The organism is Pseudoalteromonas sp. APC 3358 (assembly GCF_030408075.1).
Lineage (GTDB): Bacteria > Pseudomonadota > Gammaproteobacteria > Enterobacterales > Alteromonadaceae > Pseudoalteromonas > Pseudoalteromonas arctica.
On record NZ_JASDCE010000012.1, the window covers coordinates 112,843 to 126,672 of the forward strand.

At 38.3% G+C, this 13,830-nt stretch carries 13 protein-coding genes; 3 read left to right on the forward strand and 10 right to left on the reverse strand.

Annotated features, from left to right (window positions below):
- Positions 1–236 precede the first annotated feature (236 nt).
- The 9 genes from QL995_RS17180 to ccoN form a co-directional block, all read right to left on the reverse strand.
- Positions 237–974 (reverse strand): FNR family transcription factor, encoded by a 738-nt coding sequence (locus QL995_RS17180; RefSeq protein WP_007585636.1) that lies wholly within the window; start codon positions 972–974, stop codon positions 237–239.
- Positions 975–1,041: 67 nt separating this feature from the next.
- Positions 1,042–1,713 carry a sulfite exporter TauE/SafE family protein gene (locus tag QL995_RS17185; RefSeq protein ID WP_024594369.1) on the reverse strand — a complete coding sequence of 224 codons (672 nt, stop codon included), beginning with the start codon at positions 1,711–1,713 and terminating at the stop codon, positions 1,042–1,044.
- Entirely contained in the window at positions 1,706–1,873 is a 168-nt protein-coding gene (ccoS, locus tag QL995_RS17190; protein WP_002963071.1) for a cbb3-type cytochrome oxidase assembly protein CcoS, read from the reverse strand. Before ccoS ends, QL995_RS17185 begins: the two co-directional genes overlap by 8 nt.
- Positions 1,870–4,245 (reverse strand): heavy metal translocating P-type ATPase, encoded by a 2,376-nt coding sequence (locus QL995_RS17195; protein WP_290294697.1) that lies wholly within the window; start codon positions 4,243–4,245, stop codon positions 1,870–1,872. The genes ccoS and QL995_RS17195 overlap by 4 nt, the downstream gene beginning before the upstream one ends.
- An 8-nt stretch (positions 4,246–4,253) precedes the next feature.
- Positions 4,254–4,745 (reverse strand): FixH family protein, encoded by a 492-nt coding sequence (locus tag QL995_RS17200; protein WP_121954922.1) that lies wholly within the window; start codon positions 4,743–4,745, stop codon positions 4,254–4,256.
- Between the two features lie 149 nt (positions 4,746–4,894).
- The gene (gene ccoP, locus QL995_RS17205; protein WP_290294698.1) at positions 4,895–5,929 is read right to left on the reverse strand and encodes a cytochrome-c oxidase, cbb3-type subunit III; all 1,035 of its coding nucleotides are present in this window, start codon (positions 5,927–5,929) and stop codon (positions 4,895–4,897) included.
- Entirely contained in the window at positions 5,926–6,111 is a 186-nt protein-coding gene (locus QL995_RS17210; RefSeq protein WP_010554061.1) for a cbb3-type cytochrome c oxidase subunit 3, read from the reverse strand. Before QL995_RS17210 ends, ccoP begins: the two co-directional genes overlap by 4 nt.
- A 6-nt stretch (positions 6,112–6,117) precedes the next feature.
- A complete protein-coding gene (gene ccoO / locus QL995_RS17215) occupies positions 6,118–6,792 on the reverse strand; it encodes a cytochrome-c oxidase, cbb3-type subunit II (protein WP_010554062.1) in 675 nt (224 codons plus the stop codon).
- A gap of 12 nt (positions 6,793–6,804) precedes the next feature.
- Positions 6,805–8,238 carry a cytochrome-c oxidase, cbb3-type subunit I gene (ccoN, locus tag QL995_RS17220; protein ID WP_007585649.1) on the reverse strand — a complete coding sequence of 478 codons (1,434 nt, stop codon included), beginning with the start codon at positions 8,236–8,238 and terminating at the stop codon, positions 6,805–6,807.
- 339 nt (positions 8,239–8,577) lie between these two features.
- Here ccoN and QL995_RS17225 point away from each other — a divergent pair, with 339 nt between their 5' ends.
- The 3 genes from QL995_RS17225 to QL995_RS17235 all read left to right on the forward strand — a co-directional run bounded on the left by QL995_RS17225 (position 8,578) and on the right by QL995_RS17235 (position 13,525).
- Entirely contained in the window at positions 8,578–9,003 is a 426-nt protein-coding gene (locus tag QL995_RS17225; protein ID WP_290294699.1) for a hypothetical protein, read from the forward strand.
- 614 nt (positions 9,004–9,617) lie between these two features.
- Positions 9,618–12,068 carry a TonB-dependent receptor gene (locus QL995_RS17230; RefSeq protein ID WP_290294700.1) on the forward strand — a complete coding sequence of 817 codons (2,451 nt, stop codon included), beginning with the start codon at positions 9,618–9,620 and terminating at the stop codon, positions 12,066–12,068.
- 104 nt (positions 12,069–12,172) lie between these two features.
- On the forward strand, positions 12,173–13,525 hold the full coding sequence (locus QL995_RS17235) for a hypothetical protein (RefSeq protein ID WP_290294701.1): 1,353 nt from the start codon (positions 12,173–12,175) through the stop codon (positions 13,523–13,525).
- Positions 13,526–13,574: 49 nt separating this feature from the next.
- On the opposite strand, the gene QL995_RS17240 is transcribed toward QL995_RS17235, so the two are convergent.
- A complete protein-coding gene (locus QL995_RS17240) occupies positions 13,575–13,829 on the reverse strand; it encodes a hypothetical protein (protein ID WP_010554066.1) in 255 nt (84 codons plus the stop codon).
- Between the last annotated feature and the right edge of the window lies 1 nt (position 13,830).

The following is a 13,830-nucleotide window of genomic DNA, read 5'->3' on the forward strand; positions in this document are numbered from 1 at the left end:
ATATTTCCTTTCATTTAGTGAATAAAATAGAAGTTTTTAACGATGATAAAATTGCATTATTGCTTTTGTAAAATGCGCTGCGCCAAATAATGGTACTGAGTTAAATGAAGTTCTTTATTTGTAGAACTTTAATTAAGCCCACTTCTAAAGTATTAGTCGAAGGTAAGTGTAATTGCAATAATTACACTTTATTTACATAACAATTACGAGTAAAGGATTGTTATTCGAGGCAGGTACTAACGAGGTTTTACTATTGCTGCGGTTTTAGCCAAGGCATCATTATCTAAAATTGTAATAAATTTACCCTCTACTTTAATTAAGTCAGCTTTTTGAAAACGACTCAATAAACGACTAATGGTTTCTACTGTTAGACCTAAGTAATTACCAATTTCACCGCGAGTCATCGTAAATCTAAATTCTTTACGCGAAAAACCACGCTCACCAAAACGCTCTGACAGGTTATAAATGAAACTAGCTAAGCGTTCCTCTGCTGATTTTTTATTGAGTAATAGCAGCATTTCTTGATCGTATGTAATTTCACTGCTCATTAAGCGCATTATTTGTTGGCGAAGCTTTGGTAATTTTCCTGATAGTTCATCAAGAGTATCGAATGGGATTTCGCACACCATTGACGTTTCAAGTGCTTGCGAAAAACTGGGATGAGTCATTTTACTTATTGCGTCAAAACCAACTAGGTCGCCTGCTAAATGAAAGCCGGTAATTTGCTCATCACCTCGCTCCGATAACGTGTACGATTTAAATGAACCAGAACGAACCGCATAAATAGCCTGTAAAGGTGCACCTGATTCAAATAGATAGTCGCCTTTATGGAGTGGTTTTTTTCGCTCAATAATTTCGTCAAGCTTGTCCATTTCTTGGCCATTGAGTGAAAATGGCAAACACAATTGACTAATACTGCAGTTATTACAGCTAATAGCACAATTACCTTTAGCGCGACTTTGAGAGAAATCCATAATTTAATCCGTTTAAATTTTTATACACGACTGCAAAATAACCTTAAAGGTTAATAATGCGAATAGATTAATGTACCAGTTTGTCAGTTGCAATAATCAATAAGTAGATACCATACCAAATTATAACACTGCCTAATACAATTCGGGTCCATGGATGGTTAATAATAGTATTTAGTTTTTGCGCGGTAACGCCTAATGTGATCATCGCGGGAAAAGTACCCAAAGCAAAGCAAAGCATAACTAAGGCACCGTCAAGGGCACTTGGGCTAGTCATCGCCCATGTAAGCGCTGAGTATACAAGTCCACAAGGCAGCCATCCCCACAAAGCACCGTAACCTAGGGCTTTAAAAGGAGAGTTAATAGGCATTAAATATTTATTTAGTTTAACAATGTGTTGCCACACCAAGGTTTTACCTATTTTCTCTAACCATTGCAAAGTAGGGCCCAAGCGCATTATATACACGCCAACGAGGAGCATAAAAATAGCTGCAATGAACGAAAGTACTAAAGAGAAGGAGGTGTTTTGCCTTGCAAATTGGCTGCTAATACCAGCAACAAGTGCGCCTGCTGCCATATAGCTCAGTGCACGTCCAATATTATAAGCAAATGAATAGGTAAATGTTTTACGTTTGTCACTTGCCAGTTGTAATGAGCTTGCAATACCACCACACATAGCAATGCAATGACCGCTACCGATTAGTCCCATTAAAAATGCGCTGGTATAAAGAGGGTCAATCATTACTTTTGTTATGTTGCTCTTTGTCATCTTCAAACAAAATACTATGACCTTGCTTGTTTAAATCCGAAAACTGCTCGCTTTTTACGGCCCAAAAGAAAACACCAATAGCAATAATGACGAACAAAATGGCGATAGGGATCAAAATGTAAATTATGCTCATAACTTTAATAGCCTTAGTGAATTACTAATCACAATAATTGAGCTGGCAGACATGCCAATAACAGCCATCCAAGGAGCAACTAAGCCCAACGCTGCCAGTGGTAATATTGAAGCATTATACAATAAAGACAGCGCAAGATTTTGCTTAATAATACGTCTGGTTTGTTTTGCTACATTAAGTAAGTGACCAATGGAGGCTAAATCGCTATTAAGAAGCACTACATCGGCGCTATTTTTTGATATGTCTGCACCGGTTTCCATAGCAATAGATAAGTGCGCACTGGCAAATACTGGGCTGTCGTTTACACCATCACCTACCATTGCAACGACTTCATTTTGTGAAGACCATTGCTCAACGGCGGTTTGTTTATCTTGTGGAGAACATCCAAATTGCACACTTTCAAGTTTAAGTTGCTTAGCTACTTTTTGCCCAGCATCTGACGCGTCACCGGTTAACATGTGACACGTTAAGTTTTGCGATTGAAGTGAGTCTATAAGCTTTTTAGCATCGCTTTTTACTTTATCAACAAAGTAAAAGCGTGCAACAACTTGCTTATTTATATACAAGCTCGCTTGTGCATTCGATTTTTTGCTATTAAACCAACCACTTTTACCAATTGCGTAATGATTAGTTGCATCTTGTGCGCTAATTCCCAGCCCTGGATGTACTTCAACGTTATTAAGACTGCGGTGAGCTGGCGTAAACTCATCAAATGCACTGGCGATAGGGTGCTCAGAATAACGTTCTAGCATGGCTGCCATATCTAGCACTTGCGCTTTTGTATATTGTTTATCGATTATATCTACTTCATCAAGGCTAAATTTACCTTGCGTAAGTGTGCCTGTTTTATCAAATGCAAATAAAGTAATTTGTGAGAGCGTTTCGAGCACATGCGCTTGTTTTATTAATACGCCTTTGCGGGTAAGCGTTGCCACTGCACATGTGAGCGCGGTAGGTATGGCTAAACTCAGGGCACACGGGCAGGTAGCAACTAAAACCGAAATAGTGATCCAAAATGCGTGTTCAGGATCAATTTGGTACCAGCCAATAGCTGTAAGTGAAGCAAATATAAGCAGGCACGCTATAAACCATTGCGCAACTTTATCTGTAATTTCAACCAGTTTAGGGCGCTTGGTTAATGCGTTGTGTTGTAAGCGTATAATTTGATTTAAAAGTGTATTTTGGCCAATTTTATTAATTTTTATTTCAATAACGCCATCGTGGTTAACGCAACCGGCATAGACATTGTGACCAATAAATTTAGTTACTGGTTGATGTTCGCCGGTCATCATTGACTCATCAACCGTGGTTTTGCCTTTAATGAGTTCGCCATCGGCAGGAATTGTCTCACCTGCTTTAATAAGTACTACGTCATTAAGTTTTAGTTTTTTTGCTGCAATTATAAGCTCTTCGCCACTTTCGTTAATGGTGCGGGCTGTTAATGGTAATAACTTTTGTAAATTGGCAGTAAACTCGCTCGCTTTTAAACGCGCTCTAAATTCAAGATATTTACCTAATAACAGTAAAAAGGTAAACATACACACAGATTCAAAATATACTTCGCCGACTTGCATAAATGTGGCGTAACAACTTGCGCCAAATGCGCCAAAAATAGCCAGTGATACGGGTAAATCCATATTGAGCTGTTTTGCTTTTAAGCCATTTATAGCATTGGTTAAAAAGGGCAGTGCGCTATATAAAATAACAGGAGAGGCCAGTACCAAGCTGATCCATCTAAAATACTGCTCAAAGTTACTGTCCATGCCTGAAAACATGCCAAAGTACATGGCGAACGCAAACATCATTACTTGCATGGTCATTAAACCAGCAACACCTAAGCGGCGAATATAGGCTTTGGCAGTTTGTTGCTTTTGTTGAGCTTCAATATCTGATTGAAACGGGTAGGCTTTATAACCAATTTTAGCCAAAGAAGTAATAACTTCACTCAATGGGGTGGTGGTTTTGTCCCATTGAATCATCGCGCGGTTGGTAGATGTATTTACATCAACACGCTTAACTGAGGTTAAATTTAAGAGTTGTTTTTCTATAAGCCATGCACAAGCGGCGCAGGTTATACCTTCAACGCTCAATAATACCTCTGAGATATTATCGTTAGTGGCTATAAATTCGTCTTGAATGTCTTCGTTGTCATAACTTTTTATAAATGCGAGTTGCTCAGGTACAAGCTGTTCGACCTTTCCAGCACGAACCGTTCGGTATTTATAATAATCGGTCATACCTTGATCAACAATATTTTGCGCAACAGCTTGGCAGCCAATGCAACACATTGGCTGAGCTTTATCGTCAATTATAACGTTTGCGCTAAATCCGTTTGGCACACTTTCAAGGCAATGAAAGCAAGAGTTAGACATAGTTATTACTACTTATAATTAGGAGTAACTAAAACGGTTTGTTCAGTTGGTAACGTTATATTTTCTTTCATTTTCCAACTGCCATCTATTGGCTCAATAAATACTGAATAGGCACCTGGTGTGTACTTATCAAGTAGTGCTGTAAATTCTTGATTCGCATTAGGGGTTAGAGTAGCGGTAAAGTCATGTGCTTTAATTGTGCGGTGGTAAAAAGAGAGTTTTAATACATGCACATTGCTGCTGTCGCCTTTTGTAAATTTAAAGCTTACGCGCTCATTGCTTACATTTAATCCGCCATGCAGATAAAGCGCTTTTGCTTTTTCAAACTTAGTAAGTTCTAAGTTGATTGCTTTACCTTTTTTGTAGTAGTCGTCAACAACCATATCTGGACCATTACCTATTGCCGTAATAAATAAGCTAATACAGCCAATAATGGCAACTAACGGAAAAAAGATTAAAAACCAAGGCCAAAAATTTTTATACCACGGAGTAGGTTGCATAGTGTCTCTAAAATTAGTTTAGGAAGCGTTATTTTATAGGAATTATACGTAAAAGACTAAAAAAAAGCCTCACAGTGGAGGCTTTTTTGATCTGGATTAATCTATTGAATTAAATAAATTAATTTATAAACATTTTATTAACCGCGTGCTTATTTATCTTGCGATAAACTGTAAACATAGGCAGTTAATAAGTGAATCTTATCTTCACCTAAAATGTCTTTCCATGCAGGCATTACACCGGCACGGCCGTGGTTAAGAGTTTCTTCAACAGCACGTTGAGAACCACCATATAACCAAATGTTATCAGTCAGGTTAGGCGCGCCAAACGGTAGGTTATGTGCAACTGACCCTTTACCGTCAGCACCATGACATGCGGCACACATTGCAAACTTAGCGGCACCTGCGTCTGCGTCTTTTTGGTTAACAGTACGACCAGAAAGGCTCAGCACATGTGCTGTCATTTCTTTAACGCCTTGTTCGCCAAGAGCAGGACCCCAAGCTGGCATTGCTGCAATACGACCATAAAGAAGTGTTTCTTTAATTTTGTCAGGTGTTCCGCCATATAACCAATCTTTATCAGTTAGGTTAGGGAAGCCAGTACCACCACGTGCATCAGAGCCATGACATTGCGCACAGTTTTGTGAGAATAAACGCTGACCAATTTCAATGGCTACTTGGCCATCTGTTTGCTCATGTTTATTATCATTATCAAGTGCTACTTGCTGCGCTGCATCACCTTCAAATTTAGAATTAACTAAATCTAAAACGGGTACTTGTGCAAGTTTATTAAAAATAGGACCAAAGCGCTCTTCTGCAGCTTCGTACTCTTTATCAAGTTTTACAAAGCGACCATCCGCTTTTGCCTCTGCAACTGCTTTTTTAGATTCAGCTAAAGACGTAATACCTTGGTTAGAGCTAGTCCATTTACCAAAACCTTCCCAGTTACCTAAACCTGGGAAAGCTGCAAGGTAATATACCGACCAAGCAAAAGTTGCGAAAAACATGTAAGTCCACCATTTTGGTAGTGGATTATTTAGCTCTTCAATGCCGTCAAATTCATGTCCACAGCTTTCACCTTCTTCTACGCCTGCATAGTTTTTTAAGTTCCAAACTAATAAGCCAAAGATGATGCATAAGCATGAAAGGGTTAATACAATAACCCAAATACTCCAAAAGCTAGTCATTTTTCAGACTCCTTTTCCTCGTTAGAGAGCGTGTTGTCATGTTTTTTTTCATCTTCAAAAATGGCATTAGCTGCGCTGTCAAAACGAGTTTTGCTTCGCTTGCTATATGCCCATGCAACAATCACAATAAACAATACTAAAATTACCAGAGTCAAAATACCTCTGTATGTTCCGTAATCCATAATTTTTTACTTCAAGTGGGTACCAAGTTGCTGTAAATACGCGATGAGAGCTTGGATTTCTGTTGCGCCTTTGCCATCATTCATAGCATTAACTTTATCAACATCTGCTTGAAGCTCTGCATCATCGCCATAACCTAAACCCGGATGTTTTGGGTTTTCTGGGTTAATAGCAAAAGTATCACGGAAAAGTTGTAGTTTTTTCAGAGTAAGGCTTGTATCAACCGTATTCTCTGCTAACCAAGGAAAGCCTGGCATGTTTGACTCAGGAACCACAGCACGTGGATCAACTAAGTGAGCATAATGCCAATCGTCCGAGTAGCGCTTACCAACACGAGCCAAGTCAGGACCAGTACGTTTAGAACCCCATAAAAACGGATGATCCCATACTGATTCGCCTGCTACAGAGTAGTGACCATAACGCTCAACTTCATCACGAAAAGGACGAATCATTTGTGAGTGACAGTTAGAACAACCTTCACGTACGTAAAGGTCGCGGCCTTCCATTTCTAAAGCGTTAAGAGGGCGTAAACCCTCCACTGGTTTAGTTGTATCGTCTTGAAACATTAGCGGAGTGATCTCAACTAACGCGCCGAAGCTAATAGCAAAAACAGTCAGAATAGCCATAAGGCCAACGTTCTTTTCTACTATTTCATGTTTGTTTTGTGAATTTTTCTTGCTCATCATCTCACTCCGTTATGCTAATTGTGCTTGCGCGTCTAGTTTCAGAGATTCTTTCTCAGCTGAAATAGTGCGGTAAACGTTATAAGCCATAACTAACATACCCGTTACGATGAATACACCGCCTACAAAGCGCATGATATAGAAAGGATGCGACGCTTCTAAAGACTGCACAAAGCTGTACATTAATGTACCGTCAGCATTCACTGCACGCCACATTAGACCTTGCATTACACCAGAGATCCACATTGCAACAATGTATAAAACAACACCTACAGTGTGTAACCAGAAGTGGGTATTAACCAATTTAACGCTATACATACGACCTTGCGCGAATAACGCAGGAATTAAGTGGTAAATAGCACCAATTGAAATCATAGCAACCCAACCTAGTGCACCTGAGTGTACGTGGCCGATTGTCCAATCTGTATAGTGAGATAACGCATTTACAGATTTAATTGCCATCATTGGACCTTCAAACGTAGACATACCGTAGAAAGACAATGAAACAACTAAGAAGCGTAGTACTGGATCAGTACGTAGTTTATGCCACGCGCCAGATAGCGTCATAATACCGTTAATCATACCACCCCAAGACGGTACAAATAGGATAATAGACATAACCATACCTAAACTTTGCGTCCAATCAGGAAGCGCTGTGTAGTGAAGGTGATGAGGACCAGCCCAGATATATAATGAAATTAGAGCCCAAAAGTGAACTACCGATAAACGGTATGAGTACACTGGACGACCTGCTTGTTTAGGTACAAAGTAATACATCATACCCAAGAAACCAGCAGTAAGTAGGAAACCTACAGCGTTATGACCGTACCACCACTGAACCATAGCATCTACCGCACCAGCGTAGATTGAATATGATTTAGTTAACGACACAGGCACTGCCATGCTGTTTACAATGTGTAGTACTGCAACAGTAATAATAAAGCCAGCATAGAACCAGTTAGCAACATAGATGTGCGACACTTTACGCTTGATTAAAGTACCAAAGAATACAATAGCGTAAACAATCCAAACCACAGCGATTAAAATATCGATTGGCCATTCAAGTTCTGCATATTCTTTTGAGCTAGTAATACCGAGTGGTAATGTAATTACTGCTAATACAATAACTAGCTGCCAGCCCCAAAAAGAAAAGGCGGCGAGTTTGTCTGAGAAAAGACGCGTTTGACAAGTACGTTGTACGACGTAATAAGACGTCGCAAAAAGTGCACTGGTACCAAATGCGAAAATTACTGCGTTCGTGTGTAACGGACGTAGTCGAGAGTAAGTTAACCATGGTGTATCAAAGTTAAGTGCTGGCCAAGCTAATTGGGCAGCAATCAGAACCCCAATACTCATGCCAACGATGCCCCAAATCACTGTCATAATAGCGAATTGGCGTACAACCTTATAGTTATACTCAGTTTGTGATGCTACTGTTTGGCTCATTTTCTGGCTTCCGCTGCAATAAATGCGTTTAGAAATGAATTACCCACCTTTAAAAGTGGGGCCTACTATTTTCTCAAGCGTGTTATCTAAAACTTTCAATACATGAAAGCTTCAGAAAAAAAACTTGAGAAACCCTTATTTTTTGCGGGTGAAATGATAAATTTTTTGGCCTAAAAAAGATAGGTCAATTACATAAAATTATGACATCAATCAATGTTTGTGAGCTTGTTGTTTATTTTTTGATACAGTTTGTGCCTAATTTGGCTTAATAGTAACACTCGCACTTGTTATTTGCAGTCGCGATTATTAGTATTTGTTTTTCTTTAGTGCGAAATTGTTATGCTTATATTTAGATTAAGTTTATTCACGGCGGTATTTTTTTTATTAACAGCATGTGATTTTTCCAAAAATACAGATGAAAAGTTTCTAGAAAATGTCACATGCACAGCCAATTTGCCTTGTACTTTTTCAAATGATGTTAAAGTATGGTTAAGCGAGAAAACCCTTTCTCCCGAAACTCCATTTACTATTTTTAGTGATTTGCCAACAAACCTTACAATTGAAGATGCCAAGCTTAAAGGCATTACTATGTATATGGGTTACATTCCTCAGCAATTTAAAAAACATGATGGCCTTTGGCAAAGTGATACCATGGTTGGCATTTGTTCTGAGCAAAATATGCTCTGGAATTTAGAGCTAACAGTTAAAGATAATACAACCTCTTTAATACAAACACTAAATTACTCTTTTTATGTAACGTATTAGGCTTAATACCTAACTTTCATGCAATCCATTTACCATTAGCAATTTGCATTGTTATCCATACGATTATTTAAGCGAGAAGATCACTAAAACTGCTATTTGAATCAAGTAGCCAATTAAGTTTTTATAATATGAAACTAATTCAATAAAGACACAGTTTTAATTGTGGCTGAACAAAAAGTCTAATCAAAAAAACCGCAAAGTAGTCAAATAAAGCTATTTAAGCACCAAACATGCGTAAATTCGGTTAGTAATTAACATTTAGTTTTGCGGTTTTAATAATTTGCTGTGATTAACTTGTTAATTTATCTGAATTTGGTACATAATTCGATTAGTTACATTGAATTACAAAGTTGACCAGTTTGGTTTCAACTGTGTTATTTAAGTATCTTAAATTATTTATGCTATTGATATTTAAATGTATTTATTCATTAACAATGAAACAAGTTGTAACGTATGTCCCCAAAAGAGTTGTTCTATTTTGTTGGTTGATAAGAAATGTACTGGCGTTAAGTTTTCGTTCAGTTAAAAGCGCCTAAGTTGCCCATCTGACTCACTATTCTTATAACAAGTGAGCATTACCAATAAAGGTAAACTTCAACAAGTAGGGTTCTTTCATGAAAAAATCAACTCTTGGCTTAGCTGTAATTACAGCAATACCAATGTTCTCAAGTGTGCAAGTTTTAGCGGCTGACGAAGCAGCTACATCAATTGAAAAAATTCAGGTGACGGGCTCTCGTATTAACCGTACTGATATGGAAACAGCAAGCCCAATCACAGTTATCGGTGATGACTTCATTGCAAAAAGTGGTTTCACATCTGTTGCTGATATACTTTCTACTCAGCCATCAGCTGCTGGTATTAGCTTAGGCGCTTCAAGTAATAATGGTTCTGGCGGTTCAGCAACAGTAAACTTACGTGGTATGGGTTCACAACGTACGTTAGTACTCCTAAACGGTCGTCGTATGGTTTCTTCAGGTACTGGCGCAGATTCTTCTGTTGATTTAAATACCATTCCTGTAGCAATGATCAAATCTATCGAAATCTTAAAAGACGGCGCGTCTGCAGTATATGGCTCTGATGCTATTGCTGGTGTTGTTAACATCATAACAAAGAAAGATTTTGAAGGTTCAGAGTTAAACGTTGAAGGCAGCCGCACTACAAAAGGTGATGGCAATAACTACGGTGTTAGTTTATTACACGGAATGAATATTGCCGATGGCAACTTAGTTGTTGGTGCTCAATACTCAAACCGTGGTGAAGTAATTCAGTCGGATCGTCGTTTTGTAGAGCCTGGCGAGTCTTCATTTATCCCTGAAGGAACACTGGGCGGCAGAACTTACCAGGGTAATGGTGTTTTTGCAGATAGAACTACTTCATACGACTTCACAACATCAAGCTATGCTCAAACACCTAATGAGCTATACAGCTTATTTACTAGTTTTGACAAAGAGCTAGACTCAGACACTACATTTAATGTTGATTTGATGTATACACGTCGTGAATCTAATCAACAACTTGCACCACAACCAGCAAGTATTGATTTAAGTACTTCTAGCTTGGATTCAACTTACACAGATAGCTTCCGTGACGCAGATACAGGCGATCTTGCTGACTCTTTAGAGTACAGAAGAAGAATGGTTGATGCTGGTCCTCGTATTTATGAGCAAGAAACTGACACTTACCGTGTATCTGTTGCATTACAAGGTTTACTAGATAACGATGCAAGCTGGGATGTAAGTGCAACTTACGGTCGTAATGACTCAAAAGATAAAGTTCAAAACTCAATTAATGCAAGTCGAGTTGAAGAAAGCATTTATGCAAACCAAGCTCTTTGGTTCAGCGGTGATTCTTTAGATCGTAGCTTATTAACATCTAACGATTCAATTTATACTGAGTCAAACGAAGGTGGTAACGAGCAATTTATTCTTTCAGCTGGTTATAGCGCAGTAACAGAAAGTGATATTGGTTACGCAATCGGTGTAGAAAACCGCTTTGAAAGTGGTTACTACACACCAGATCTAATTACTCAGCTTGGTGAGAGCACAGCTGCACAACAAGATCCAACTGAAGGTGATTTCTCAGTACAGTCTATCTACTTTGAAACATCTATGCCGGTATTAGAGACTGTTACCCTTGAAGGTGCTGCTCGCTACGATAACTACTCTACCTTTGGTGGCGAAACAACGTGGAAACTTGGTGCAACGTGGAATGTAACTGAAGAGTTTATGGTTCGTTCTGTATTAGCTACTGGCTTTAGAGCACCAAACGTATCAGAACTGTTTGGTGGTAACTCAGGTTCGTACGATTACCTAGCTGATCCATGGGGCAACGAACAAGATGCTCAAATACTTGTAAACTACACAAGTGATAACGATCTTAAAGCCGAAGAAAGTCGCTCTTTCACTTTTGGTATGGTTTGGGAAGTAGCTGACGGTTTATCAACAACTCTAGATTACTGGAAGTTTGATATTACTAATGCGATTACTCGCTTAGATGTTCAAAACGAAATGAATAGCTGTTTTGCAGGTGACTCAGAATCATGTTCATCAGTAAACATCACACAATCTGGTGACTTATCTAACCTAAGTTCAGCACTAACTAACGTAGGTTCTCAAGAAACGTCGGGTGTTGATTGGAATATTAGCTACTCTGCAGATAACTACCGTATAAACCTTGATACAACTTATTTAATTAAGTTCGAAGAAGATGACATTAATTACACAGGTACTATTGATGGCAACATCGGTGGTTACTCTAAAATAAAGTCTAACCTTTCAGTTAATTACGATCTAACTGATTCATTAAATATCCTTTATAACGCAAGATTCCTTCGTGGAATGGATGGTGACTACTACGGTGAAAACTTTAGTACTGACAACGTTATTTACCACGATATTTCAATGAGCTACAACTTGAATGATGCATTACGATTTACTGGTGGCATGAACAACATTTTCGATAAAGAGCCTGAGAAAGTATTAGGTGGTAACGATATGGGTACTGTTCCAGAAGTTTATGATGTAATTGGTTCACGTGTTTTTGCAAGTGTAAACTACAAGTTTTAACTAGCACATTAATCGTATTAAGGCTCAGTATTTACTGAGCCTTTTTTATTGAACAAAACAAAGGAGACAAGTACACTAAAACGATATTTTAGAAGGAGAACTGATTGTTAAAACAAGATGAAAACTTATCTTTTGTCATTGAACCAGAGCTAACTCCTCGTTCTGAACAGCGCATAGATCTGTATTTTTCTATCCCTAATGAAATGGGGATTAATCCGCAAACGCTTACCGAAGAATCTTACTTTAATAACCACTTTAAATCACATTTAGCATACAACGCTAACAATATACACTTGCCATTAGTACGAAGCCGTTTTGTGAGTAAAAACAAAGGTGAGCAGCAAGATTACCGTCAAAACCTTAATTTATTTTGTTACCAAGTCCGTTTAGCCCTTGATGCCGACATTAAAGACGCGTTAAAAATTGATGAAGCAGAAGACTTTTATAAACGCGCTAACGAAGTATATGAACAAAGTGAAGGGCTTTTAAAAAAGCTGCGTCGCTACACGCCAGATGACGAAAAACTACTTCCATTTTTTACCAATGCTGACAACTATTTAAGTTGGCATGTTGAGCAATCATTTTTAAAGCTTTTAGATGAAGGCCCACGTAGTAGCGATTATGCAAAAGAGCGTAACGATTTACTGCAGTTTTGTAAAAACGAAAATACGTACCGAGCAGAGAAAAGCTACAATTCTGAAACCACTATGCAAGACGCAAATCGAATAACAAATAAAATGCGCTTGTTACAACGTTTAATTGAGCATGGCGTTATATTACAGCGCCAAACGCGTTTTCTTAACAGCTACCTTAAACGATTAGTTAAAGGCACTGTAACAGCTGTTATCATGGCATTTGTGATGGTTGTGATACTTAATGCCCGCTCAACGTTTACTGAAGTCACCGCGACGCTTATTTTAATTTTAGGGGTTATTTACGGGCTACGTGAAATATTTAAAGAAGACATTACACGTATGATCTGGCGAGCTATTGTACAAGGGCGACCTAAGTGGCGATTTAGTTTTAAAAATAGTATTACCAAAGACAAAATAGCGAGTCAGCTAATTTGGCTTGAATACATGCGCTTTAAAAGGATACCTAAAGAAGTCAAATCTATTTTTTCAAAACGTAGACAGCAAAATAAACAAGCCGCGCAGTGGTTACACTTTGCAAGTGAGACACGTGTTAGTGCGAAAGAATTTTTACCCGGTTACGATACACTGCAGCACACGCTACAATTTAGTCTTGCGCCATTTGCACGTTATCTAAAACGTGGTGAAGGGAAGTTATATCATTTAGATAGTAATAAAATATCTAAGCAGGCGGTTGAACGGCGCTACCAACTTAACATGGTGCTTGTGCTAACTGAGGAAGATAGAACACTTTACCAACGCTATAAAATAACGTTAAATCGTAGTAAAATCGTTAATATTGAGCTTATCTACTCCAAAAAATGAATTTTAGTAATTAAAAAAGGGACCGATAAAATCAATCCCTTTTTTAAATTTATTTATTAGCTAAACCATGTTTACTATATAAAGTTACTTTGTCTGATACTAGCGTGATCTCGATATTTTTTGCTTCGTCGCCCCACACACAATTAGTATGCAGTGTTTTTTCAACACAATTATCTGCACTTCCTAAAATGGTTTCAACTTCAGTCTTATCCATACCTACTTTGATTTTTTCGTAACTCTCAAGGCTTACCTTAGAACAAGCCGCAAGGCTTAGTGTAGCTGCGATGATAAGGAGTTTTTTCATT

Coding starts and splice junctions, on each gene's coding strand:
- QL995_RS17180 (WP_007585636.1), bottom strand. CDS start 974: ATGGATTTCTCTCAAAGTCGCGCTAAAGGTAATTGTGCTATTAGCTGT.
- QL995_RS17185 (WP_024594369.1), bottom strand. CDS start 1,713: ATGATTGACCCTCTTTATACCAGCGCATTTTTAATGGGACTAATCGGT.
- ccoS (WP_002963071.1), bottom strand. CDS start 1,873: ATGAGCATAATTTACATTTTGATCCCTATCGCCATTTTGTTCGTCATT.
- QL995_RS17195 (WP_290294697.1), bottom strand. CDS start 4,245: ATGTCTAACTCTTGCTTTCATTGCCTTGAAAGTGTGCCAAACGGATTT.
- QL995_RS17200 (WP_121954922.1), bottom strand. CDS start 4,745: ATGCAACCTACTCCGTGGTATAAAAATTTTTGGCCTTGGTTTTTAATC.
- ccoP (WP_290294698.1), bottom strand. CDS start 5,929: ATGACTAGCTTTTGGAGTATTTGGGTTATTGTATTAACCCTTTCATGC.
- QL995_RS17210 (WP_010554061.1), bottom strand. CDS start 6,111: ATGGATTACGGAACATACAGAGGTATTTTGACTCTGGTAATTTTAGTA.
- ccoO (WP_010554062.1), bottom strand. CDS start 6,792: ATGAGCAAGAAAAATTCACAAAACAAACATGAAATAGTAGAAAAGAAC.
- ccoN (WP_007585649.1), bottom strand. CDS start 8,238: ATGAGCCAAACAGTAGCATCACAAACTGAGTATAACTATAAGGTTGTA.
- QL995_RS17225 (WP_290294699.1), top strand. CDS start 8,578: ATGCTTATATTTAGATTAAGTTTATTCACGGCGGTATTTTTTTTATTA.
- QL995_RS17230 (WP_290294700.1), top strand. CDS start 9,618: ATGAAAAAATCAACTCTTGGCTTAGCTGTAATTACAGCAATACCAATG.
- QL995_RS17240 (WP_010554066.1), bottom strand. CDS start 13,829: ATGAAAAAACTCCTTATCATCGCAGCTACACTAAGCCTTGCGGCTTGT.